Source organism: Flavonifractor sp. An9 (assembly GCF_002161245.1).
Lineage (GTDB): Bacteria > Bacillota > Clostridia > Oscillospirales > Oscillospiraceae > Flavonifractor > Flavonifractor avicola.
The window spans coordinates 334,887-359,254 of record NZ_NFHC01000001.1; the positions used below are offsets into that span (position 1 = coordinate 334,887).

20 protein-coding genes and 1 pseudogene are annotated in these 24,368 nt (G+C 49.0%); 11 read left to right on the forward strand and 10 right to left on the reverse strand.

What is annotated here, in order from left to right; all coding sequences use genetic code 11:
* The first annotated feature begins 57 nt into the window (after positions 1–57).
* The 8 genes from B5G40_RS01615 (at position 58) to B5G40_RS17250 (ending at position 8,689) form a co-directional block, all read left to right on the forward strand.
* The gene (locus B5G40_RS01615; protein WP_087398541.1) at positions 58–1,410 is read left to right on the forward strand and encodes an extracellular solute-binding protein; all 1,353 of its coding nucleotides are present in this window, start codon (positions 58–60) and stop codon (positions 1,408–1,410) included.
* A gap of 191 nt (positions 1,411–1,601) precedes the next feature.
* Entirely contained in the window at positions 1,602–2,474 is an 873-nt protein-coding gene (locus B5G40_RS01620; RefSeq protein ID WP_343212785.1) for a carbohydrate ABC transporter permease, read from the forward strand.
* Between the two features lie 12 nt (positions 2,475–2,486).
* Positions 2,487–3,332, forward strand: a complete 846-nt coding sequence (locus B5G40_RS01625; RefSeq protein WP_087398543.1) for a carbohydrate ABC transporter permease — start codon at positions 2,487–2,489, stop codon at positions 3,330–3,332.
* Positions 3,333–3,450: 118 nt separating this feature from the next.
* Complete coding sequence (locus tag B5G40_RS01630) at positions 3,451–4,356, forward strand: dihydrodipicolinate synthase family protein (RefSeq protein WP_087188303.1); 906 nt, start codon at positions 3,451–3,453, stop codon at positions 4,354–4,356.
* A 75-nt stretch (positions 4,357–4,431) separates the two neighbouring features.
* A complete protein-coding gene (gene nagB / locus B5G40_RS01635; protein ID WP_087271979.1) occupies positions 4,432–5,184 on the forward strand; it encodes a glucosamine-6-phosphate deaminase in 753 nt (250 codons plus the stop codon).
* Positions 5,175–6,296 (forward strand): N-acetylglucosamine-6-phosphate deacetylase, encoded by a 1,122-nt coding sequence (gene nagA / locus B5G40_RS01640; RefSeq protein WP_087398544.1) that lies wholly within the window; start codon positions 5,175–5,177, stop codon positions 6,294–6,296. Before nagB ends, nagA begins: the two co-directional genes overlap by 10 nt.
* Before the next feature lie 192 nt (positions 6,297–6,488).
* Positions 6,489–7,610, forward strand: a complete 1,122-nt coding sequence (gene ugpC / locus B5G40_RS01645) for an ABC transporter ATP-binding protein (RefSeq protein ID WP_087398559.1) — start codon at positions 6,489–6,491, stop codon at positions 7,608–7,610.
* 734 nt (positions 7,611–8,344) lie between these two features.
* Positions 8,345–8,689, forward strand: a complete 345-nt coding sequence (locus B5G40_RS17250; protein WP_087188306.1) for a hypothetical protein — start codon at positions 8,345–8,347, stop codon at positions 8,687–8,689.
* A gap of 280 nt (positions 8,690–8,969) precedes the next feature.
* On the opposite strand, the gene B5G40_RS01660 is transcribed toward B5G40_RS17250, so the two are convergent.
* The 9 genes from B5G40_RS01660 to B5G40_RS01700 all read right to left on the reverse strand — a co-directional run bounded on the left by B5G40_RS01660 (position 8,970) and on the right by B5G40_RS01700 (position 20,327).
* The gene (locus B5G40_RS01660) at positions 8,970–10,478 is read right to left on the reverse strand and encodes a tyrosine-type recombinase/integrase (protein WP_087271992.1); all 1,509 of its coding nucleotides are present in this window, start codon (positions 10,476–10,478) and stop codon (positions 8,970–8,972) included.
* Positions 10,479–10,663: 185 nt separating this feature from the next.
* Entirely contained in the window at positions 10,664–11,248 is a 585-nt protein-coding gene (locus B5G40_RS01665; RefSeq protein WP_087271995.1) for a tyrosine-type recombinase/integrase, read from the reverse strand.
* Between the two features lie 129 nt (positions 11,249–11,377).
* Positions 11,378–11,935: a helix-turn-helix domain-containing protein gene (locus B5G40_RS01670; RefSeq protein WP_087271997.1), complete on the reverse strand. Its 558-nt coding sequence runs from the start codon at positions 11,933–11,935 to the stop codon at positions 11,378–11,380.
* Positions 11,936–12,349: 414 nt separating this feature from the next.
* A complete protein-coding gene (locus B5G40_RS01675; RefSeq protein ID WP_087327863.1) occupies positions 12,350–12,664 on the reverse strand; it encodes a hypothetical protein in 315 nt (104 codons plus the stop codon).
* 211 nt (positions 12,665–12,875) lie between these two features.
* On the reverse strand, positions 12,876–15,860 hold the full coding sequence (locus B5G40_RS01680) for a phage/plasmid primase, P4 family (protein WP_087398547.1): 2,985 nt from the start codon (positions 15,858–15,860) through the stop codon (positions 12,876–12,878).
* 474 nt (positions 15,861–16,334) lie between these two features.
* A complete protein-coding gene (locus B5G40_RS01685; RefSeq protein WP_087327857.1) occupies positions 16,335–16,670 on the reverse strand; it encodes a hypothetical protein in 336 nt (111 codons plus the stop codon).
* Positions 16,671–16,836: 166 nt separating this feature from the next.
* Positions 16,837–17,247: a hypothetical protein gene (locus tag B5G40_RS01690; protein ID WP_087327854.1), complete on the reverse strand. Its 411-nt coding sequence runs from the start codon at positions 17,245–17,247 to the stop codon at positions 16,837–16,839.
* Positions 17,248–17,722: 475 nt separating this feature from the next.
* Positions 17,723–19,279: a DNA (cytosine-5-)-methyltransferase gene (dcm, locus tag B5G40_RS01695; protein WP_087327852.1), complete on the reverse strand. Its 1,557-nt coding sequence runs from the start codon at positions 19,277–19,279 to the stop codon at positions 17,723–17,725.
* Positions 19,280–19,682: 403 nt separating this feature from the next.
* A complete protein-coding gene (locus B5G40_RS01700; protein WP_087327849.1) occupies positions 19,683–20,327 on the reverse strand; it encodes a SprT-like domain-containing protein in 645 nt (214 codons plus the stop codon).
* A gap of 288 nt (positions 20,328–20,615) precedes the next feature.
* Here B5G40_RS01700 and B5G40_RS17030 point away from each other — a divergent pair.
* The 3 genes and pseudogenes from B5G40_RS17030 to B5G40_RS01710 all read left to right on the forward strand — a co-directional run.
* A pseudogene (locus B5G40_RS17030) lies at positions 20,616–21,392 on the forward strand (AAA family ATPase); the annotation flags it as partial.
* A gap of 159 nt (positions 21,393–21,551) precedes the next feature.
* Complete coding sequence (locus B5G40_RS01705) at positions 21,552–22,250, forward strand: ParB/RepB/Spo0J family partition protein (protein WP_242959120.1); 699 nt, start codon at positions 21,552–21,554, stop codon at positions 22,248–22,250.
* A 54-nt stretch (positions 22,251–22,304) separates the two neighbouring features.
* The gene (locus B5G40_RS01710) at positions 22,305–22,493 is read left to right on the forward strand and encodes a hypothetical protein (RefSeq protein ID WP_087327846.1); all 189 of its coding nucleotides are present in this window, start codon (positions 22,305–22,307) and stop codon (positions 22,491–22,493) included.
* 577 nt (positions 22,494–23,070) lie between these two features.
* Here the strand turns inward: B5G40_RS01710 and B5G40_RS01715 are convergent.
* Entirely contained in the window at positions 23,071–24,360 is a 1,290-nt protein-coding gene (locus B5G40_RS01715) for an MFS transporter (RefSeq protein ID WP_087327843.1), read from the reverse strand.
* Positions 24,361–24,368: the final 8 nt, after the last annotated feature.

The following is a 24,368-nucleotide window of genomic DNA, read 5'->3' on the forward strand; positions in this document are numbered from 1 at the left end:
CACAACGGGTTACCACTGAGTAATCACGAAAATTATCAAAAATGAGGAGGATGAATGATGAAGAAGAAACGTATTCTTGCGCTCATGCTGGCTGCCTCCATGTCTCTGGGCCTGGCTGCCTGCGGCGGCGGCGGCACCAGCGAATCCCCCGCCGGCAACACCGACACCCCGTCCGGCAACACTCCCTCCGGCTCCGGCGAGACTGTGGAGCTGACCATCTGGACCTACCCCATCGGCAAGTTTGGTGACTATGACACCATGCAGGCTCTGATCGATGAGTACACCGCCGCCAACCCCGGCGTGTCCATCAAGTTCGAGCTGCTGGACTACACCAACGGTGATACTCAGGTCACTTCCGCTATCACCAGCGGCACTGCTCCTGACATCATCATGGAGGGTCCCGAGCGTCTGGTGACCAACTGGGGCGCCAACAACCTGATGGTGGACCTGTCCGACCTGTGGACCGAAGAGACCACTGCCGACATCGCCGCCACCAGCGAGGCTGTTGTGAATGCCTGCCAGCTGGACGGCAAGTACTATGAGTATCCTCTGTGCATGACCACCCACTGCATGGCCATCAACTATGAGGTCTTTGAGCAGGCCGGTGCTCTGCAGTACATCGACGAGGAGACCCGCACCTGGACTACCGACAACTTCGTGAAGGCCATGGAGGCCGTCCGTGACTCCGGTCTGGTGGCCGTGCCCGGTATCGTTTACTGCGGCGGCCAGGGCGGCGACCAGGGCACCCGCGCCCTTGTCAACAACCTGTACTCCGGCACCTACACCAATGCCGACCACACTGAGTACACCGCTAACTCTCCCGAGAACGTGAAGGCTCTGGAGCTCATCAAGTCCATGGTGGACAACGGCTCCCTGAACGCCAACGCCGGCTTCCAGGCTGCTGACGAGCTGCAGCAGTTTGCCAACGGCACCGCTGCTGTGACCTTCTGCTGGAACGCTTCCAACAAGGCTCAGTACGCTTCTCAGGTTGCTTTCACCCCCTATGCCATGGCTTTCCCCTCTGACGACGGCAAGCCCGAGCTGTGCGGCGGTATCTGGGGCTTCGGTATCTTCGACAATGGCGATGAGGCCAAGATCGAGGCTGCCAAGGACTTCATCCGCTACATCTGCGACGATCCCGAGCAGGCCAAGGAGAGCGTGCAGCTGACCGGTTTCTTCCCCGTCCGTGCTTCTCTGGGCAACGTGTACGAGGGTACCGACACCGAGGCTGATGCCGCTGAGTTCCTCACTCTGATGCCTTACATGGGCGACTATTACAACGTTATCGGCGGCTGGACCGAGCAGCGCACCAACTGGTGGAATATGCTCCAGAAGATCCTGACCGGCGGCGTGGATGCTCAGACTGCTGCTGACGAGTTTGTCAGCGCCAGCAACGCTGCCATCGGCTAAGCGGCGCAAGTATGATCTGACGCACTTTCTGTGCCCGCTCCCTGTGAGGGGGCGGGCACAGTTGCTTTTCCAAAATGATTTGGAGAGGTGTGCAAATAAGTTCGAAAAGAGGGGAGAATCTCATGGCACAAAACGCCGTAGCAACGGTCGCGAAGAAGCCCAAGAAGGAGAAACGGTCCCAGTTCTCCGGCATGAGCAAGGCCCTGGTCCGGCGGGAGACCATTTCCGCCTACCTGTTCCTGCTGCCCAGCCTGATCTTCTTCATCGGCTTCGTGGTAATTCCAATGATCATGTGCGTGGTGTTCAGCTTGCAGGAAATGGGCCTGGACAGCTCCGCCACCAAGTTTATTGGGTTTGACAACTATGTCAAGATGGCACAGGATCCCATCTTCTGGAAGGGATTCCTGAACACCGTCATCATCGTGGTGGTAGCGGTGCCCGCCGTTACCGCATTTTCCCTGTGGGTCAGCTCTGCCATCTATCAGATGAAGGCAGTGACCCGCTCCTTCTTCCGCTGCGTGTTCTACCTGCCTGTGGTTACCGGTACCGTGGCAGTTACCGTGGTGTGGAAGTGGATGTTCAACCCCTACAACGGCCTGCTGAACCAGATCTTTGGTACCACCGGTTATGACTGGCTGGGCAATTCCGCTACCGCCATCTGGTGTATCATCCTGATTCTGTTCACTACCTCCATTGGCCAGCCCATCGTGCTGTATGTGGCTGCCCTGGGTAACGTGGACCAGTCTCTGGTGGAGGCTGCTCAGGTGGATGGCGCCACCAAGCTCCAGGTGTTCTGGAAGATCAAGTGGCCCCAGATCATGCCCACCACCCTGTACATCCTGGTTATCACCACCATCAACTCCTTCCAGTGCTTCGCACTGATCCAGCTGCTGACTTCCGGTGGACCCAACCATGCCACCGACACCATTATGTACTACATCTTCCAGATGGCGTACAACAACCAGAACTTCGGCTACGCCAACGCTATGGGTGTGGTCCTGGCCATCATCATCGCGATCTTCTCTGCCATCCAGTTCAAGTTCGCGAAGACTGACAACGGTTAAGGAGGTGAGAAGATGAATAACGTGAAAAGCAAGCTGGCCGGTACTTCCACCGGTTACAAGGCGATCACCATCGTGATCCTGGTCCTCCTGGCAATTTTCTTCATCTTCCCGCTGTACTGGATCGTCACCGGCTCCTTCAAGGACGCCATGACCATCAACGCCCGTACCCCTCAGTGGTTCCCTCTGAGTCCTACTTTGGAGAACTACGCCAAGCTGTTCAAGAATCCCGCTGGCCAGTGGCTGCTTAACACCATTATTATGGCTGTGGGCGCGCTGGTGCTCACCTGCCTCACCGCAGCTCTGGCTGGTTACGCTCTGGCTAAGAAGCGGTTCTATGGCCGGGCCCTCCTCTTCACCATCATCATCTGCGCCATGGCTCTGCCCAAGCAGGTTATCGTCATCCCCCTGCTGCGCGAGATGAACCTCCTCCATCTGGCGGATACCCTGTGGGCCGTTATCCTGCCCACCGTAGGCTGGCCCTTCGGCGTGTTCCTGATGAAACAGTTCTCCGAGACCATACCCAATGAGATCCTGGAGGCCGCCCGGGTGGACGGCGCCGGGGAGCTGCGCACCTTCTTCAGCGTGGTATTCCCCATGATTAAGCCCGGTATCGGTGCTCTGGCTATCTTTACCTTCGTTAACTCCTGGAACGACTACTTCCTCCAGCTGATCATGCTGACCAGCCGTGTCAACTGGACCATCTCTCTGGGTATTGCCCGCCTGCAGGGCGAGATGTCCAGCGACTTCGGCCTCATCATGGCTGGCGCCACCCTGGCCGCCATCCCCATCGTGGCCGTGTTCATCGCCTTCCAGAAGTACTTCACCCAGGGCATTGCCATGGGCGCGGTCAAGGGCTGATCCCGCTGACCGGACGCTGCTCCGCCGGTACATTCATTTTACCCTGCGGTGTGCGTATTTAAGGGTTGATTTATCCTCCAAGTTCGTTTATTATCGTTTTGAGAGAAGGAATATTGAAATGAGCGATCTGAAAAAATACCAGGGCGTGATTCCGGCCTTTTACGCCTGCTATGATGAGGCCGGCAACATTTCCCCCGACGAGGTCCGCGCCCTGACCCGCTACCTGATCGGCAAGGGTGTCAATGGCCTGTATGTGGGCGGCTCCTCCGGTGAGTGCATCTACCAGAGCGTGGCTGAGCGCAAGGTGGTACTGGAAAACGTGATGGCCGAGGCCAAGGGCAAGGTGGTCGTCATTGCCCACGTTGCCTGCAACAACACCGCCGACAGCATGGAGCTGGCTGCTCATGCTGAGAGCCTGGGCGTGGATGCCATTGCCGCCATTCCCCCCATCTACTTCCACCTGCCCGAGTATGGCATCGCCGGCTACTGGAACGACATCTCTTCTGCCGCTCCCAACACCGACTTCATCATCTACAACATTCCCCAGCTGGCCGGTGTGGCCCTGACCCCCTCTCTGCTGGCTGAGATGCAGAAGAATCCCCGGGTCATCGGCGTGAAGAACTCCTCCATGCCTGTTCAGGACATCCAGATGTGGAAGGATGCCGGGGTCATCGTGTTCAACGGTCCCGACGAGCAGTATGTGTCCGGTCTGGCCATGGGCGCCTGCGCCGGCATCGGCGGCACCTATGCCGTTATGCCCGAGCTCTTCCTGAAGGTGTATGAGCACTTCCAGAAGGGCGAGATGGAGCCTGCCCGCCAGATTCAGAACGATATCTGCCGCATCATCTATAAGATGTGCTCCGCTCACGGCAACCTGTATGCCGTGATGAAGGCCATCCTGGCCAAGAACGGCGTGAACTGCGGCTCCGTCCGTAAGCCCATGCCCGGCCTGATCGACAGCGATGCCGCTGTGGTGGACGAGGCCTATGCCATGATCACCGCAGCCATTGCCAAATACTGCTGATCCCAGATCAAGTTTCGGGGCGGGCGGTGACCCGTCCGCCCCACTTTGATATGAAAGGCTAGGAGTTACATTATTATGCGTATTTATCAATCGGAAGACTATCAGGCCATGAGCCGCCGGGCGGCCAACATCATCTCCGCCCAGGTCATCTACAAGCCCGACTGCGTGCTGGGTCTCGCTACCGGCGGTACCCCTGTGGGAACCTACAAGCAGCTGGTGGACTGGTACAAGAAGGGCGATCTGTCCTTCGCGGAGGTCCGCTCCGTCAACCTGGACGAGTACCTGGGCCTTTCTCCCCACCATGAGCAGAGCTACCGCTATTTTATGCAGGATAACCTGTTCGACCACATTGATATCAAGCCGGAGAACACCCATGTGCTTAACGGCCTGGCCAAGAACCCCGAGGCCGAGTGCGAGGCCTACAACAAGCTGATCCGGGATCTGGGCGGCATTGACCTGCAGCTGCTGGGTATGGGCCACAACGGCCACATTGCCTTCAACGAGCCGGGCGACGACTTCGGCCTGGAGACTCATCTGGTGGACCTGACCGAGAGCACCATCGAGGCTAACAAGCGCTTCTTTGAGAGCCGGGACGAGGTGCCCCGCCACGCTCTGAGCATGGGCATCAAGAACATCATGAATGCCCGCCGCATCCTGATTATCGTCAGCGGCGAGGAGAAGGCCGACATCGTGAAGGAGGCCTTTACCGGCCCCGTCACCAAGGACGTGCCTGCTTCCGTGCTCCAGCTCCATCCCGACGTAACCCTGGTGGGCGATAAGGCTGCCCTCCATAAGCTTGTGGAAGCAGGTGTTCCCGTATGCGGATAACCGGCGGCCAGGTTTTTGACCTGCAGGAGGGATTTGTCAAGCGGGACGTCTGCTTTGACGGCCGGCTTCTTTCCAACTCCAGCAGCGATGGCAAGACCTATGATGCCACCGGCTGCTATGTGATCCCCGGTCTGACCGATGTACATTTTCATGGCTGTAAAGGCCGCGACTTTTCCGACGCCGACCCCGAGGGCCTGGAGATCATGGCCCGGTACGAGCTGTCCCGGGGCGTAACTCAGATCTGCCCCGCCGGCATGACCCTGCTGGAGGAGCAGCTCACCAAGGTCTGCCAGGTGGCAGCCGCCCATAAGGCTGCCGACAAGCCCGGCGCCGCCCTGTGCGGCATTAACCTGGAGGGGCCCTTCCTCTCCATGGCCAAGAAGGGCGCTCAGAACGGCGATTGGCTCCATGCCCCTGATGTGGATATGCTGCGCCGCCTTATTGCTGCCTCTCAGGGCCTGGTAAAACTGGTGTCCCTGGCTCCCGAGGAGCCTGGCGCCATGGAGTTTATCGAGGCTATGGAGAGCGAGGTTACCATCTCCCTGGCTCACACCACCGCCGACTATGACACCGCTATGGAGGCCTTCCGGCTGGGCGCCCGGCAGGTGACCCACCTGTTTAACGCTATGCCGGCCTTTACCCACCGGGCTCCCGGTGTGGTGGGCGCGGCTCTGGACACTCCGCTGTGCAATGTGGAATTGATCTGTGACGGCGTTCACATCCATCCCTCTGTGGTGCGGGCGGTGTTCAAGATGTTCGACGCCAAGCGTGTCATCCTGATTTCCGATACCATGCGGGCCGCCGGTATGCCTGACGGCGATTATACTCTGGGCGGCCAGGCCGTCAAGGTAAAGGGCCAGTATGCTACCCTGGAGGACGGCACCCTGGCCGGTTCTGTTACCGATCTGATGAATTGTATGAAGACCGCCGTGTCTTTTGGCATCCCTCTGGCGGATGCCGTGCGGGCTGCTGCGGTCAACCCTGCCAAGGCTATCGGCATTTTCAGCCGGGCCGGCAGCCTGGAGCCCGGCAAGCGGGCCAATGTGGTTGTTCTGGATGAGAATCTGGAACTGAAAGATGTATTCTTCCGCGGCGAATTAGTCCGCGGCTGAATAGAGCGCACCCCCAAATACAGGCCTTCCGGTCCTACTCCATTCCTATAGGCCGGAAGAGTCGAAAAAAAGGAGGAAAATCCGCCGGACCGGCGGTGCGGCAGTGTGGAGACCTGTCGTAACGTTCTGGGAGTTTTGCTCTCCCGGGGCGAGAGGGTATTTGCGGAGGCATTGCCCTTACGGTCCATGTATATGGCAACTGTAGTTCTGAAAGGCGTCAAGAAGATCTATGACAACAAGGTGACCGCTGTCCACGACTTCAATCTGGAGATCGCGGATAAGGAGTTCATCGTGCTGGTCGGTCCTTCCGGCTGCGGCAAGTCCACCACTCTGCGGATGGTGGCCGGCCTGGAGGATATCTCCGAGGGCGATCTGCTCATCGGCGGCAAGCGGATGAACGATGTGGAGCCCAAGGACCGCGATATCGCCATGGTGTTCCAGAGTTACGCGCTCTATCCCCACATGACCGTGTATGAGAACATGGCCTTTGCCCTGAAGCTGCGCAAGGTGCCCAAGGATGAGATCGACAAGAAGGTGCGTGAGGCTGCTGCCATCCTGGATATCACCCAGTACCTGGATCGTAAGCCCAAGGCTCTGTCCGGCGGCCAGCGTCAGCGTGTGGCCATCGGCCGCGCCATCGTCCGCGATCCTCAGGTGTTCCTGATGGACGAACCTCTGTCCAACCTGGACGCCAAGCTGCGTAACCAGATGCGTGCCGAGATCATCAAGCTGCGCCAGCGCATCAACACCACCTTCATCTACGTGACTCACGATCAGACCGAGGCTATGACCCTGGGCGACCGTATCGTCATCATGAAGGATGGCTTCATTCAGCAGATCGGTACTCCTCAGGAAGTGTTCGATCGTCCCGCCAACCTGTTTGTGGCCGGCTTCATCGGCTCTCCCCAGATGAACTTCTTCGATGCCAAGCTGCAGAAGAAGGACGGCAAGTATCAGATCGCCGTGGCCGACGCTGTGATTGAGCTGGCTGACAAGGCCCAGAAGATCCTCACCGAGAAGGGTGTGGGCGACATGGATGTGGTGGCCGGTATCCGTCCCGAGCACATCTCTTTTGCCCCTGTGGCCGGTCCTCACACCGTGTCCAGCACGGTGGATGTGTCCGAGATGATGGGCAGCGAGGTGTACCTCCATGTGAGCGCCGCCGGCAAGGACGTGGTGCTGCGTATTCCCACCACCGAGCTGCCTGAGGAGCATCGTGCCGGTATCCCCTATGGTACCGCCATCAACTTTGCGTTCCGTCCTGAGCTCATTCACCTGTTTGATCCTCAGACTGAGAAGAACCTGCTGTATTGATCTCCAGCAGACAGAACCGGCCCCTGCCGCAGCTGCGGCAGGGGCCGGTTTTTCTTTGCCGACAGCACCAGCGGCCAGGGGAGAGAATAGGATGAAGCAGACGGCAATCCTTTCATGAGTTGCCGGAGAATTTAAGGAGAGACGAGGGAGCGGCCGTGCGGCGATGGGAAAACGAGCAGTATCGATATTATAATCCGGACCCGCTTCGCCTGAGCGGACCGCCCTGCTGTATCTGGCAGGGACCTACCGGCCCTACAGGGGCAACAGGCGGTGCTGGTCCCACAGGCCCCACAGGAGCAACGGGCAATGCCGGCCCAACAGGTCCCATGGGTCCGGCGGGGACAGTGGGCAGTACCGGTCCAACAGGCCCTACGGGTCCCACAGGGGCGACTGGCAGTATTGGCCCAGTAGGTCCTACAGGCCCTGCAGGGGCCGATGGCGCTGGTTCCACAGGTCCAACAGGTCCAACAGGGGCAGCGGGTGATACGGGCCCTGTCGGCCCTACAGGCCCCACAGGCCCCGCAGGAACAGGAGCAACGGGCCCCATGGGCCCAACAGGAGCGGTGGGCAGCACCGGCCCCACAGGGCCGACGGGAGCGCAGGGGTCAACTGGCCCTGCGGGGGGAGAAGGTCCCACGGGTCCCACAGGCCCTACTGGATCTGCCGGCACCGCTCCAGATGATGTGTTTGCGTCGTATGTAAATTATCAGTATCCGCTTGTTCGAGGGAGTCAGTTGGTGGTGTTTCCGGATGTGACAGATCCAACCGGGCAGATCACCCAGGCCAGTCCCACGGTTATTGCGCTGGAACCTGGCTATTATTTGATTTCTTATAAGGTATCAGCGGTTTTTCGGCAGGCCAACTATATGCAGGTAACGCCATCTTATAACGGTACCACCCATTTGGAGACAGGGATCTATTTTGCTGTCAGTACAGCCGGTGGGAGTGCGGCAGGCTCGAGCTTTCTTATTCTGCGGGCGCCAGCAGCCACAACGTTTACGTTGACCTATTCCGGCTCTGGAGATGCGGTGGATGGAGAGATTAATCTAACTATTCTGAAGCTGCGCCGGGCGCTTTGACAGCAGGGCACCAAGAACGCCGGAAAATAACAAAAAAGGCACGACATATGTCGTGCCTTTTTTTGGAGCTAGTGGTGGGAATCGAACCCACGGCCTGCTCATTACGAGCGCTTCCTGAAACACCCTTTTGGGGAGATATGGTAAAGAAATTAACTTGTTGACAAAATGTGTTTTTGTTGGCATGATGACATAAATTGCGTCAAAAATCACACTTATTGTACCGTCTTTGACATCGGATGTCAACAAAAAATGAAGGGTGGTCTGTTGACCACCCTTATGCTCACACTACCATCCTGTTGGCATTTTTTCGATTGAGTTCATCATAAAAACCCTCTGTTGCTTTCATAGCCATTTCCTCGTTGACGTGGGTATAAATCTTCATAATAATATCTGGGGTGTTGTCACCCATTATTCTTTGGATGACTGAGATTGGCTGACCAGATAGGATCAAGCGAGTACACATCGTATGTCTGAATTTATAGAGATTGATTCCCATATCCTCAATATGATACTGCTTTCTGTATCTTTGAATCAGAGATTGATAGGATGATTCTGACCTGACATTACCTACCTTATCTGAAAAAATAAATTGACTGTTACGCTTGCCTGCACTCCTGCTCCTACTGACAAATTGCTTCCACTCCTGTAAGGCTTTTACGGCCAGATCAGACAGTCGGAGTGTCCTTACACTATACTCAGACTTAGGGGTGGAGATGATGTCCCTATGCTTTGCCTGTCGTTTCAAAGTAGTAATTTCTTCATACTGCACGGTTGCAGCCTGCTGAATTCGGATTGTCTTTTGGAGTGGGTCGAATGAATCCCATTCCAGAGCCCTCAATTCCCCAGGACGCATTCCAGTACACTCTAAAACTGCAAAAATGGTGTAAAGTTCCAGACTGTATTTTCTGCTGGTTTGAAACAGAACATCTATATCCTCGTCTGAGAAAGTAGGATATTTGTCTTTGGCGACAGGCTTTTTACTGGTAGGACACCTTAATCTTCTCATAATATCTACTGGTATATCGTTGTTATCAAGGGCTGTCTGAAAAATCAGTTTGGTTGTATTGAAACTGTGTCTTACGCCACTTTTAGCGTAAGCGTACCTGATTTTTTCAAAAGCCTTTTTGATATCCTGTTCTGTAATCTCTACCATCTTCTTGCTGCCTATGTATGGCAGCATCATTTTGCTTCCTCGTCTGTAATTTTCAATCGTGCGAGTGGTGGCCTTGCCAACACCAGAATTCAACAGTTCAATAGCGTATTCCTCAAAGGTCAGTTGGGTGTACTGGGAGAGGGCAAGGGATGCCATAGGTTGAGCAGGAACAAAAGGTGTGCTGACTACCTGAACCCCATTCAATTCCTGTAACCTCTTAGCAAGGTAGGCATCAGCCTCTTTCTGAGACTTGAAACTCTTGCTCTCTCTTTTCCTCTTGCCATCAGGGGTCTTCCCAAGGTCTATCTGCACCATAAACCTACCATCCTTTAAGGATGAAACAGAACCCTTGTAAACCATATCTGCACCTGCTTTCTCTGGCTCAACGACTACATCATTTTTGGTCAACAGGCATGATACCTCCTGGGGTTCTGGATATCCACTGGGATGTTGCCCAGAATCAACAGTTGAATTTTGTCCCGCAAGGCTTTCTATGCTTTGCGTGGTAATGTAGGTATCGCCAGCTGCGGCGATACCTACCAGAACACCCGTATTAATCATTGACAGGACTGCTTTCTTGGGAACTCCCAACTTCTTTGCTGCTGAAGGTACACTTATCAATAAACTATTATTCATATATCAAATCTCCTTAACCAATTTTATAGAAACCACTTGTTTCTGCATTGATTAAGGAAAACTGTCATCGTTTTAGTGTGTTTTTCGTTTTTTGTGTTCTTTTTGAAGTGTATATGTCAAAATAAAATATATTTATGTCCTTCAAAAAAGAAAACAGTTGAGCAATCACGCTCAACTGTCCTTTTTTATGCGGGTAATACGATATGCTTCTGTAAGGCTTGCTCTACGATTTTAGGCTCCACACTTAAATAGTGCTGTGTAACTGCCACACTACTATGCTGGAGCAGCTGGCGTACCAGTTCTACATTGTAATCATTTTCTATATAGATGCTGACTGCAAAGAACTTTCGGAATGAATGTGTGCTGACACCAGTGATCCCCAGATACCTACACACCTTTTGAAGATGGAGCTGGACTGCTCTGACTGTAAGTGGGAATAACTTTTGAGTAGGTTTTAGCCCATTTTTCAAAGCGTAGTCCTGTAAGTAGATATAAACCTCTGCTGGTACAGTGAATGTTCTGGACTTTCCCGTTTTCTGCTCCACGATGTCAAGGTGATACCTGCCACCCTCAAAAAGGATATCTGCTAACCTCAAATGTACTATGTCGCCAATCCGTAACCCCAAATTTGCTTGCAGCGTGAGTGCTGTTGCCACTCGTTCATTAGGTCTGACCCTATCCCCACCAGGGAGGACAAAGCCTGTCCTTATGGTACTTATGATTTTTTCAAATTCTTCCTTATCGACTGCCCGTGTTTTCTTATTTGCCATTTCCTCAACCCCTTATCTAAAAATATTCGTTTAACTCCTGACACGCTTTTCGTTCTTTTCTCCCTTTGAGATTTCACCATACACCAGAGTGTCATTTTTCCTTATCTATCTATTTAACGAAGTGGGATTTTAACCCTCTGGTCTACCCACTTTTTGTTCTTTCAGCACCCTATACAGGGTAGTCTTGCTGACCCCTGTAAGAGCGGTGATCTGGCTGATGGTACAGGCGTCACTTTTATAAAGTTCAATGGCCTGCTCAATATCCTTGCTCTTGGTAGGTGGCCTACCCACCCTGCCTTCAGCACAAGCCTTTCTATAACCTGCCTGCTGTTTCTTTTTCTGGAAAAGCACATACAAGCGGGTAAATTCCGTAATGCTCCCCAAGTAGTCCTCACCAGACAAAAAAGGTTCTTCAATGCTACATAGTGAAATCTGCTTGTCAGTCAGTTTTTGAAATACATTTATCAAATTCATCAAATCATCTGCCAAATCTGCGACACTCCTGATAATTAACTTATCGCCTACATCCATACTCTCCAAAAGTTTGCAGAATTCACCCCTGTTATTATCCTGGTCAAAGACAAGCTGTTCATCTGTAAGCCCCATCTTCTGGATCAGTTGAAAAACTGGTTGATTGCTGTGCTTTTCTACACCATTCCCATTTTCCATCACATAGGCCCAAACCATAGGTACACCCCCTTCCTGTTATTAAGAGGGAATAGGGGAACTTCCCGTATTCCCTACACAATGAAAACTGTATCAAAATCCCTTGACATTTTGGATTTATGACCACAATCTAAGGGGTTTGGTAATAAATAAAAATATTTGCTGATTTTTTGCATCTAATATTTTCAGCACCATAAAATATAGGTAAATAACACTTTAGATGCTCAAAAAATAAATATTTTTGCCTTTATTCCCTTGAGAATGCGGAAATAATTTAAATTCCCATATTCATCCTATTTTGGTAATAAATTGAATTATGACCAAAATCCCAATGGACTTTGACACTTTCCCGTAACCCATCAGGGAAAAGGGGAAGGACTACAATCCAAAGGATAACAGAACCATCCCCAATCCCATAAGGTTTTGACACACTCATTAAGTTCCTGAGCGTAGAAACTTAATCTGCACTTTGAAACACTCAGTCATAAAATTTTCAAACTCTAAAAATTCAATCTTATCTTTACATATCTGACTGGGTGAGTAAATCAGCAGCGTGTCAAACCTTGCTTTTGCGTCAATTACCTTGACTTCCCTAAGAATATCTTTTGAACCACCAAAAGTTACAATACAATCAATAACCTCAATATTACTTTTCCAAGCCTGCATAGCGAGTTGACAGGCCTGATAAACTGCTGTCCTAATACCACTTTTATCACTCTTGACTTTCAAAGCGATTACCGCTTTTTCCATAAACACCACCTCTTTTTCTTAGTCCATCTTCCTGAACCACTACTCAATATAAAAATTACTGTCCCACATTTCCTATAACTGTGTCTTTCTTTTCCATTTATGCCCTTCATTTTTCTGAGAAAAGAACAAATAGTGGGTAGTGCTGCTGACAAAGATGAACCCCACGCCGGTACCGGCGTGGGGTTAGTGTTGAATGTACATATTCAAATCCTCAACTCTGACTCCAGATCTCCTTGACCTTTTCCAAATCGTCTGCTGATACGGTAGAGCCAGCCATATTTTCAAACAGATAACTGACCTTTGCGATAAAATCAGGTTTCTTTATGGGCATCAGGTGATGTTCTATACACCATTCATTGTACCTATCATACATACTGCCTTTATCGTGAAACTGACACTCAGACCTGATATTTTGGATAAACCAACCTTTGGAATTGTTGAAATGAGCGTATTTCAGGGTTTCATAAGTCAGTCCTACACCCTCTCCACCAAGTAACTTCTTTTTGTCTTTGGCAAACTGCTGTGAGGTTTTCTTCTCCATATTAGCATATAGAACACCCATTTCATTTAGGCGCACACCAACAAAATACTCTATACCACTCTTTTTCTTTTCAAATGACCTACTTATTTCCTCATAGAATTTGTTACGGATAGTGGGCTTAAAGTTGTTGTCCCTACACCAATTTTTATAAGTGGAGAAAAGCAAGGTGGTTTGTATTCTATCAGTTGAATTTTCACTTTTTCCCAAACAATCCTCAATAAACTGCTGAGTGATATCCATTTCTTTTCTATACTCACCCTTATAAGCCTGCATACTATCGGTCTCAAAAATCTCTTTTTCTTCTAAAATCAAATCTAAACCTTCTAAAATCCAGTTGAAAATCCCTGCTTTTTCTTGCTCCAACTTACTCTTTAGGGTGGGGTCTTTTTGAGTAATGACCTGCTCAAACGGGAATAGGCGTAACCTACCCCAGGCTGCTGTATCTCTGGGTGGGATATACGGCTTGAAATTACTGTCAATAAAAATTAAGCCTATCATTTTGAATTTATCCATACTGGTGCTGTAATTATTTCTGACACTTATGGTGGTCTCACCAGTCAGAGCCTTAACCCTACCCGTATCCAACTTGTCATTTTCGCTTGCTTCTGAGGTGGTAATCATCAAGGTTTCCCTGAAATCATACATCTCTGGTCCACGGGTTTTATCCTTGTTGGTCTGCATTAAAAGAGAATTGTCTACGGACGCTCCATACTCACCCAGAACATCGACCAAGATATTAAGTACAGTTGTTTTGCCAGTGTCTTTGGGTCCAATCAGCAGCATCAGCACCTTTTTTGCTGGTAACTGCTCTTTTGCCAGACACAAGCCTACAGCCTTTTGGAATTCACGCCTGACGGCTTTATCGGGGAGTAATCTCTCCATCATTCCTGTAAACTCTGGACAGGTGGCGTCAGGATCATACGCACACCCAGTAATTTTGTGCTGATTATATGCTGGTGAGTGAGGGAGGAGCTGCTTTGCGGTAAGGTCTAAAACACCATTTTTCATATTGATATATGGACTTTCATAGTACCCAAGCAGGTCATTTCCTACATCCATACCCTTGTACTTCTTCAGCACATCTTTTGTGTGTGCGACTGACACATACCTTTTGCTGGAGTTCAGCAGTTTCAACGCCCATTTCTCAAAGTCCTCAGCATTTTTATCATCCCTTGTGGCTGCTTTTTCAACTACATACTGAAAAGCAGAATGTTCCACCAACCCTAATATTTCTGTAATGTAATTTATGAGTATTTCAGGGTCCATACACCCCAAAAATCTATTTTTCCTCCATATATAGTACAACCCAAACTTGCTGCTGAATTTCAACTGCTCCCCAGAAACACGCCTTACAATACTACTCCACCCATTAACATTGTTATCCTCTTTATGAAGGTCTGGGATGCAGATGATATTTTTGCTCTCATACTTTTTTATGTACTCCATCAGATATGATTTTAATTCAGGGTCTTTGACCAAGGGGTCTTGCCCATCGCCCAGCCATTTTTTGATAGACTGAAATTGTGGCTTATCATCTACAAATAAAACTATCTGTGACCCATCCACCTTACCCGTATCACCCTGAGTATCCACCTGGACTACCTCAGCAGGCGTATAGACTTTGGTACAGGTGGAACTTGCCTTCTCAATATCTTTGCGTATATCACTCTCGTATTTGCTCCACTTCCCATTCCTACCATAAGCCAGATAACAGGGGCTTTGCTTGAAAAGCCTTTCTACCTGAGTAGGGCAGTTACCCGTATAGTAGGTCAACTTTGAAATTAAAGCAAAATCAGCGTAGTGCTGCTGTGTGTAGAGGGGTTGTCCCTCGTTATCTTTTACCTCAGCCCACTTATCGTTCCAAAGCAGACTGAATTTCTTGTCTTTGAGGGCCACACTTAATACCTGCTGGTCTGAGTATTTCTCCCCGTCTAAGGGGTCTATTTTGCCCTGTCCTACCTCATACTCAGAAGATGGGCTTTTCTTCTGAAAATAATGTTTGTGAAGATTCCTGATGCCTTGAATTGTGCGTTCATCATCTGAAATATCAAAATCTTCAACTTTGTTACCAGTCATAATGATAAATCGATTGTTATCGTAAATCTCAACAGGGGCGATAGGCGAAGCCCCTGTTTTCAAGGTCTCGTCCAAAGCTCCTCTTGCCAAAAGGTGGACCCCTTTTCCTGAAATACTGGTTTCCATATAAGTCTGGAAATCCTTTACGGTTCTACAAAAAGCGTGAACTACTTTCTCTGCTTTCTGCTTTTCGTCCTCAGAAGTCAACTTATCCAGATGCAGGTCTACATCTATAAAAATCAATTTATCGTCTTTGGTTATAGCGTACCCTATACCCTCACATAGACCTGCTTCAACCAGCTTAACTGCTTCTTCAAATGTACCCCAGGTAGATGGGTCTGATATGCTGGCATAGGATGTAAACCCACCTATGCTCTTGGGGTCAATGGGCTTTTTTCCATTCTTCCCAATCTCGAATCCTACCCACCTTTTGTTCTTTTTTAGTTCTTCTGGAATACCATCTATATTTAATTTCACCATATACGAATACCTCGCTTTCATCAATCTATAAAATCCACTCCCTTCAAGGAAAATCAGCAACTTCCCAAAATCTGAAATACGAAAAGGAACTTTGTCCATTTTTCAAGACTTTTCGTTTTCTGCTTTTCCCTGATCCCATCCTCAGTTTTCCTTGCTGCGCCTGCGTTTTCAGCATTTGGGAAGTTGAACTTCCCAAATCCAAATTTTTACCCAAGCAAAAACCCTTGCCACATAAGGAAAAAACTGCATTTGGGCATTTGGGTAATCCCATTTTATAACTTTTTCAAAATTAAAAATGTAAATTTATTTTTTAGATAACGGGGCGATACCCCATTATAATTTTTTATAAAAAAGTTTTCAAATTCTGTCTCCCAACTTCCCAAATGGCTCAAAATCCTTATCTGGTGTAGGTTTTCTTTGGGAAGGCAGTCTCCCAAATGGGTAATTGCCCTTTTTCTCAGTAGTGGCAAGGGTTTTGGGGGAAGGGAGCAGGATCAACTTCCCAAACTACCCAAACCACCAAAAACCCTTATCGGTAGACACCGGCAGCGCCGGTGTCTACCCCGCCATCCATCAACCCGCTTTGGGGAGCTGGTGGGTGGTGGTGTATGTAAAGACTATCACCCCATGCAGCCAATCAATGTCTGCAGCGTCAAAATCCTCAATACACCAATCCTGAAGCTCATCCACCCCAACAGGCTCAAATTCATCCAACGAAATCTGAAACTCAAGCCCTCTGAACTTAAAGAGAATTGCACCTTCTCCCCAGTCTATACGGGGAAACTCCACCACCTCTGCTTTTCCAAAGGTAGACACGCCACCCGCAAAGGGGAGAGATGCTGTCACCTTAAAGCAGTCTATCTGCTCACCATCTTCAAACTTCTTATTATGCACGATTGCACCTAACATAAAAATCCCTCATTTCTAAAAATTATTTTTCATCCACAAGTAGCAGGAAAAAACACTTACCACAAGTGGATATGAGCAGTAGGGGAATCGAACCACCTATGTAACCATTCTGCTCTACCAGTTTTGCACGTTGAGGTAATTTATTTATGTTCAGACAAGCGTAAAACTATTTTCTATCAAATTCTTTCTTCTTCAATCCTGTCGTATTCACAGTCAGGGCATAGGCCATCTTCTGAAAGTACACCTTCATAACAATACCAACCACACTTACTACACTGTTCATAAGACGAATCAGCAATGTCTTTGCAAATCCATACAGTTTCATCTTCTGATACCCACAGGCTAACAAACTCATTAGAAGGTCTGATACATGGATAGCACTCTGCACAAAAATCACAAAACCAACTATTTTTTTACAATCTTCACACACATACTCATAGTCTTCTGTTTCAGAGAAATAAACATGAGTAAATTCATTATCATTTTCCTTAGTACAAACCTTACCACAGATAGGACACTTACCCAGCACCTCAATCTCTTCCTCATTCTCAACTTCAAAAATCTCATTATTTACCATATCAGTTTCCTCCTTAAAATATTTGGTTTACCCACAAGGGGCAAAAGCAGTAGGAGGAATCGAACCATCCTGTAAAACACCTGTCCTGCTGTTATAATATAATTTTAACTGTCGCTAAACTTCTTTTTATGCCCAAAATTATTTCGCTTTAGCGTGAATGAATACTAACGCATTGTTTTTGTGAAAGCAAGACCCATAAAAGCGTTGTAACATAATTGTAACATTGCAAAAATGTATTATTTTGATAGCATAAAATTGATAATATCAACAAAACTATTATAAAATCTACATTTTCTTCATGTTTTATAAAACTCCTGCCTGTTTGTATAAAATCCAGCACAGTGTGTATAAAACCTCCAATTGATAGAGTAGAGGGGATACGAAAAGCCCCGCCGGTTCACCGGCGGGGCTGATACAATGATGGTGGGGGGATATTTTGAATATACATCTTCAAAAGAACAAAAAGTGTGCTGAACTATCCTTCAATAATAGTATCAATCAGCTTTTCCAAAATGGCTTGAATGACAGGAACAGTAATGGAGTTGCCTACCAACTTTCCTACTTCCTCATTAGTAAATCCATTTTCTCTGAGTAGGGTTCCATACTCCATAGGAAAACCTTGAAAACGCATCAGTTCTTCACTGCTCAGATAACGCACACCCTTTTCATCTTCAACCAAGGTCTGACGTACATAAGGATCATTTTTTCCTGCATTTGTGGTTAAACAGGAAATGTAAGTTCTCCTGAAATTTGGAATATAACTCTTTTTATTTGCTATACGCTCTTTTGCTTTAAGCACCTGTTTTTCTGTAAGATAATATTCGTCCGATACATTTTTCTCATACCAATCTTCTGCTTTTATAATGTCAATAGGGGCTGTGTCCTTGTTGATGGGTGGGTCTGGAAAATCAAAGGTGATGGGAATATCTTTCCTGATCATCACAAAAAACACCCGAGAACGATTCTGAGGAACATTGAAATTCCTGCTGTTGTATGTTCTATAATAGAGTTTATAACCTACTTCCTCTATCTTCTGAGAGACGATTTCAAAGTCGTACTTCAAAAATTGCGCCACATTCTCAAATATCAAAAATTTTGGCTGTGTCCATAAAGCTATCTGCAAGGCTCTATAAAAAAGTCCACTACGGGTCAGCCCATCTACCCTATCATAGAGAAGGTCAATGTAACTTGGGTGAGATTTCCCTTCTTCCAAAAGGCCAGCACGCTCTCCCGCATTACTGACATCCTGGCAAGGTGAACCAAAAATCATTAAGTCATAACCCGATAAATTGTGCTTGCAAGCTTCTCTATCCATCTCCATAACATCAACAAGGTCATTATCCATATTGATATTGTGGAGCAAAGAGTAGGCCAACGAGGTTCTATTATTCTCCTCACAATATCCCACTGATGGAAAAGTAATTCCTCTTTTTTGCTCAATATTTTTCAGTGCTTGCTCAGGTGCGCCTATCCCGCTAAAAAGTGTCAGCACTCTTAGTTGGTAGTTCTTTGAAGAAAGAGTTTGGGCAATCCCACCATTACACTTTCCTATATGATGTGCGTACTGAAAAAACTTCTTCACAAGTTTTCTGGTAGAGGAAATGTAACTTTCTGAATACCCTTTCAGGGACAGGCCAAGCAGGAGAATGTCAATATCTCCATCTTGAATATCTGCAATATCCTTACTACTCCATCTTTTTAAGTGAGCATTATATAACGCCTGATACTTCTTTTGGGAACTGCTGCTCTCACAGTCTGCTAAAAAACTGCTGAACACCGTAGAAAAGGTATTATCAATGGCTGTTGATTTGGCAGTCCCATTCCATTTATCTGCTGAGTACAACTCTATATTTAATCTGAGTAATCTGCTGCGATGTGCTACTTCTTCAGAGTCAAAACCACCTTGCTGGATATATGTAGGCTTTTCCCCAACTCCAAGGGTTATTTTGATTCTATAAAACCAGGTTCCATCTTTCCTCTGATAGACGCCCTTGTACTTCTCACTCTTTTTGTATCTTTTGTTCTCTCCCACACATCAGCCCACCTTTTGTTCTTTTTCTACCAGTATAACCCAAGACTGAGATAGTGGCAATCTTGAATATACACTTTCAAACAAAAGAACAAAAAGTGTGTCACTCCCACCCCCCATATTTTGAGTAGGTCAAAAGAACAAAAGGTGGGTAAGGGAAAGGCAGCCATCCTCCTGAAAATCCAGCTCCAGATCTCATTTTTAGACATACCACTCAAAAACCCTTACAGGACAAGGAAAACAGCAGCATCCTGATTTCTCAGGTCTGGCAAGGGTTTTAATTCCTTGCTCTGTCTGTACTTTTCCTTCCTGTCAAAAACAATTTTTTACGATTTTGAGCATCTAAAGACACCGGAGACCACCCGTTGGTGGTCTCCGGCTGCTTAATCGTCCATAATATCAAAATTCACTTCTCCACCAGCTCCATAGGGCAGTCGCAGTCCAGGCACCCAATATGTACTTCCTTGGTGGCTCTCACGCTGCACCCGCAAGAGGGACACAGGTATTTCCTGACATTACTTTTTTTCTTTCCTGTCTCTGCTCCACCATCAGGATCACCACCAGAACCACCCTCAGCACCACCAGACACACCATACCAGCCTGTCCTACTCAGGTCAATACCTGTCCACCCCTGGCCCTCTATAAAGGCGATAAGACCCTCTGAGGGGCTGGTAGGGGAGTGACCAATCCTACTATCATACCCAATCACCAGGCCACGCTTTTCTGCTTCTGCTTTGAATTTCTTGTTATGGTAGGTCCCACCCCTTGAGGTGTCCTTGATACCAGCCATAGCACAGTAGTGGTGTACCATCTCATGTATCAAGGTGGCTATGGTAAATTCAATGGGTCTGTTCAAACTTTCTGCCCCCAGATTGATTTCCCTATATCCCTTTTCATCCTGACGCCACGCATCCCAAGTAGTATAGTGACCATAAGCCTTAGGGCTGCTCTGGACCGTGATAACCACAGGGGGAAGGCTGCTCTCAAAGTAGACCTCATTCAGCACGCCGTAGGCGTGTTCCAAAAATTCTGTTATCTCACTTACACGCATAAAAAAATCCTCCTTGAAAAAACATCTTCAAAGAGAATAAGTTCAACTGTCCCCGTTTATGTTGAGGACAGATTTATTTATGCCTATTCTGTTCATTTTTAGTTTATTTTTTATAAATCCCTAAAAATCAAACAGCAAAGGCACTTTCACAACCCTTTAATAAAAAGAACATCAAAAATACCAAACTTATAAATACACCCCAACCCATTACTGTTCCAAACTCTATCTTCTTTCTTGAATCTTTCTTCTGGATTAAATTGTATATCCAGAGAAAGGAGGCAGAAATCCATGAACAAGTGCAAGGTGATTGCTGTCACCAATCAGAAAGGCGGGGTGGAAAGACGACCACCACGGTCAATTTAGGTGTGGGACTGGCACAGCAGGGGAAAAAGGTGCTGCTGGTGGACACAGAACCCCAGGGAAGTCTTACGGTGAGTCTGGGCGTGAAGGACCCGGATGACTTGGACACGACCATCTCTGACCTGATGCAGAGCGTTGTGGAGAATGCGGTGATTTCACCGATGGACCGAGGTATCTTGAAGGACATTGAGGGTGTCAATCTTGTACTATCCAACATCGGCCTGTCCAGCTTTGAGGTGAGCCTTGTGAACACCATGAGCCGGGAGTTTGTGCTGCTGGGCTACCTAGAGGCAGTCAAGCAGAGCTATGACTATGTTCTCATCGACTGTATGCCCTCGCTGGGTATGCTGACTATCAATGCCATGGCTGGTGCTCATTCCATGCCAGGCAAACTATCTGTCCACCAAGGGCTTGAAGCTACTGATGGGCTCAGTTGCAAAGGTGCGGCGGCAAATCAATCTGGCGCTGAAGATCGACGGTATCCTGCTGACCATGGTGGACAACCGCACCAATAACGCTAAAAGCATCATTGGTGCCCTGCGGCAGACCGGGAGCTATCTTCGGGTGTTGAACACAGAGATCCCCTTTTCCGTCCGTGCGGCGGAGTGCAGCGTGGAGGGAAAGAGAATCTTTGCCCATGACAGCAAGGGAAAAGTGGCGGTGGCGTATACCGCGCTGGTGAAGGAGGTGATTGCCCTTGAGCAAAGGAACCGTGATCGATCTGGGCCTGACGAGGCTTATAATGACTTGGTTTCGACCCAGGCAGAACGGGACAACGCCCAGCGCAGTTATGTGACCGACTTGCCCACCACCGGGATCAGCGACTTTCCCTCCCACCCGTTCAAAGTGCGGATGGACGAGGAGATGGAGCGGCTGGTGGATAGTGTGAAGGAACGGGGCATCCTCTCCCCGGTGCTGGTGCGGCCCATGCCGGACAACAGCTATCAAATGGTGTCCGGCCACCGGTGCAAGCTGGCTGCAGAGCTGGTGGGCCTGCCCACGGTTCCCTGCATTGTCCGGGAGCTGACCGACGATGAAGCCATCATCGTCATGGTGGACAGCAACCTTCAGCGGGAGCAGGTCTTACCATCAGAAAAAGCGTTTGCCTACAAAATGAAGCTGGATGCCATGAAGCGACAGGGAGAATGCACAGATTTAACTTTTGGCCCAGTGGGCCAAAAGTCTGCTACTATCAATTCCAGAAACGATTTAGCCGCGGAAGCCCCCGATAGTTCCAGGCAAATCCACCGCTATATCCGCCTAATAAACCTGATTCCCCTAATTTTGAGCATGGTTGACAATACTGTGCTGAAAGAAACGGGCAAGCCGCAAATGGCCCTGCGCCCCGCCGTGGAGCTGTCCTATCTGCCAGAAAGTGAGCAGACCGCCTTGCTGGAGGTTATGGAGGGCGAGGACCGCACTCCGTCCCATGCCCAGGCCATCAAAATACGGAGCTTTTCAGAGCAAGGCAAGTTAAACCCGGATGTGATCCTGTCCATCATGCAGGAGGAAAAGCCAAATCAGGTGGAGCAATTCAAAATGGAGTGTTATCATAAAAGTTGAGTCCCGGAACGCAAGGAAAGATGGTAAAATAGAGAAAGCTGAGGAGGGCTCAACATGGGAAAGAGGTACACTGCGGAGGAGCGAGCAGAGGCATTGAAGCTGGCGGACGAGATCGGCGGGGCGGCAGCGGCCCGGCGTCTTGGGATCCACAGAGCAACCCTTTTTCCCAGATTCAATGCGGCCATAAAAACTTCTGTCAATATTCAGCGTTCGTGCATTTTTTCTTGTGTGCATCCTTTTTGAATGCAGAGTTGGCGAATACGCTTCCCACTTTCAGTTATGTCATAGCTCATATGTATAGTCTCCAATCTCAGAATTTTGGAGGATCTGAGGTTGGAGATCGTGGCAAAAAGGCTGTGGGGTCTGCGCTGGCCAACCTGCACATGGTTACCAGCTTCAGACCTCTTAGGTGGAACTCTGAGGCTGGTGATCATGGGTATTTGGCGATATAGGGCTGCCACACTGTGGTGTCGTCCCAGCTGCACAATTTTTCGACATGAACCATCAAAACTCGACAAAAACAGAAATCCGATGTTTCACAGAAACATCGGATTTCAAGAAAGGAACAGACGTATAATGTTTTTTCGCAGAGCAACCTGCGTTTTGGATGCACGTATATCAGCAGCACCATATATTTTTTCTCTTTTCATTGCTATATTTTTCTTGTATTAATCATAGCATTGGATGCTGAGCTGCCGGCCAGACCACATGGTATTGATTTTCTGGTTAATCGGAAACTGCTGTGCTCGATAAAAGGGTGCCCTCCCGTATAAAGAGCATACGGGGGGCTAAGAGAGGAGAACAGGATTGGTCAATCAATTCAATCCTGCCGGCCCTTACATTGATTGGTGACACACAGCAGCAGGATCAATCCCAGCACATCCACCCCGATAAATACAGCATAGGGCAGTGTGTAGTCACCATTGGAAATTGTGAGCAGAACAGCCATCAAGGCGAAAGCAGCCTTTTGCAGCAGAGAGGCAATGGGAGATACCAAACTGTTGGCAGCTTGAAAATCATGCCGGCCATACACGGAAATGACCAGAGAAGGCATCAGATTCAGCAGGCCGCCGATGCCAAAGCCCACAAAGAGAACGGCAATATAGATGAGGATCTCCACCTGTGCAAAAATCAGCAACAGTAGGGCGGCGATATAAGACAGGGAGTAGACACAAGAAGCGGGCTTGGTCCCCACCTTCTGGTCCAACCAACCCCAAAAATAGGAGCCGACCAGCCCAATCAACGCGGCTACGGTGAGCATGAGCATAGCCTTGCCTTGGGCCGCTTCAGCTCCCATAGCGGGAGCCCACACGCTGATCATCCGGGGCACAAACTGGGACACGATCCCTACAGTGACCATCCACAGGAGGCCAAAGCCGACGGCAATGAGCCACATATCCTTATCCCGCAGCAGACGTCCCACAGTGAAGCTGCTCTTGTAGGACTTCATCTCGTTGAGTTGAGCAGACAGCTGTTCGCCGCCTTCTTTGATGTTATCGGGATAGACTCCTACCTCCTCCGGATAATCCTTTACCCAGAAGAAGGTGATGATTCCCATCAGCATCACCACGATACCCACGCCCGCAGAAGTCATTGGCAGACCGATGGCACCGTACAGGGTGCTCAACAGGGCTACAAAGGTGGCTGTGGCCAAAGGCGCGCCCATGGTGGCCCAGCCCAGCGCAATGCCTTTCTTGCGGGGAAACCAGTTGCCCATCAGGGTGGCGGTAGAAATGAGTCCGAAAGCGTTGGCCACAAAGCACAGCGCAGTGAGTACGATCAAATATAAAACGGGGGTGCTGGCAAAACCAAAGATGATATACAGGATACCGGCGATAATCAATGATATGCCGGACATCAGGCGGACACCTGTTTTCATGCAGATGTGGCCAAATACCACACCGCCCAATACACCAATGACACCGGCAGGGGTGGCCAAACCCAGAAGCAGGTTTCGGTCCATTCCATACATACCCGCAAACACATCCGGGTAAAGGTTCATGCTGTCTACACAGAGTCCTGCGTAAATATAGTAGAGCAGGAGTGTGTAGATGATCATGCTCCAGCCCCATTTGCCGAAGCGGTTGTTGGTCAACTGCTTGCTGTCCATAGTGAAGT

Coding starts and splice junctions, on each gene's coding strand:
- nagB (WP_087271979.1), top strand. CDS start 4,432: ATGCGTATTTATCAATCGGAAGACTATCAGGCCATGAGCCGCCGGGCG.
- ugpC (WP_087398559.1), top strand. CDS start 6,489: ATGGCAACTGTAGTTCTGAAAGGCGTCAAGAAGATCTATGACAACAAG.
- B5G40_RS01685 (WP_087327857.1), bottom strand. CDS start 16,670: ATGTTAGGTGCAATCGTGCATAATAAGAAGTTTGAAGATGGTGAGCAG.
- B5G40_RS01620 (WP_343212785.1), top strand. CDS start 1,602: ATGAGCAAGGCCCTGGTCCGGCGGGAGACCATTTCCGCCTACCTGTTC.
- B5G40_RS01680 (WP_087398547.1), bottom strand. CDS start 15,860: ATGGACAAAGTTCCTTTTCGTATTTCAGATTTTGGGAAGTTGCTGATT.
- nagA (WP_087398544.1), top strand. CDS start 5,175: ATGCGGATAACCGGCGGCCAGGTTTTTGACCTGCAGGAGGGATTTGTC.
- B5G40_RS01660 (WP_087271992.1), bottom strand. CDS start 10,478: ATGAATAATAGTTTATTGATAAGTGTACCTTCAGCAGCAAAGAAGTTG.
- B5G40_RS01670 (WP_087271997.1), bottom strand. CDS start 11,935: ATGGTTTGGGCCTATGTGATGGAAAATGGGAATGGTGTAGAAAAGCAC.
- B5G40_RS01630 (WP_087188303.1), top strand. CDS start 3,451: ATGAGCGATCTGAAAAAATACCAGGGCGTGATTCCGGCCTTTTACGCC.
- B5G40_RS01615 (WP_087398541.1), top strand. CDS start 58: ATGAAGAAGAAACGTATTCTTGCGCTCATGCTGGCTGCCTCCATGTCT.
- B5G40_RS01710 (WP_087327846.1), top strand. CDS start 22,305: ATGGGAAAGAGGTACACTGCGGAGGAGCGAGCAGAGGCATTGAAGCTG.
- B5G40_RS01625 (WP_087398543.1), top strand. CDS start 2,487: ATGAATAACGTGAAAAGCAAGCTGGCCGGTACTTCCACCGGTTACAAG.
- B5G40_RS01705 (WP_242959120.1), top strand. CDS start 21,552: ATGGAGCGGCTGGTGGATAGTGTGAAGGAACGGGGCATCCTCTCCCCG.
- B5G40_RS01715 (WP_087327843.1), bottom strand. CDS start 24,360: ATGGACAGCAAGCAGTTGACCAACAACCGCTTCGGCAAATGGGGCTGG.
- B5G40_RS01675 (WP_087327863.1), bottom strand. CDS start 12,664: ATGGAAAAAGCGGTAATCGCTTTGAAAGTCAAGAGTGATAAAAGTGGT.
- B5G40_RS01665 (WP_087271995.1), bottom strand. CDS start 11,248: ATGGCAAATAAGAAAACACGGGCAGTCGATAAGGAAGAATTTGAAAAA.
- B5G40_RS01700 (WP_087327849.1), bottom strand. CDS start 20,327: ATGCGTGTAAGTGAGATAACAGAATTTTTGGAACACGCCTACGGCGTG.
- B5G40_RS01690 (WP_087327854.1), bottom strand. CDS start 17,247: ATGGTAAATAATGAGATTTTTGAAGTTGAGAATGAGGAAGAGATTGAG.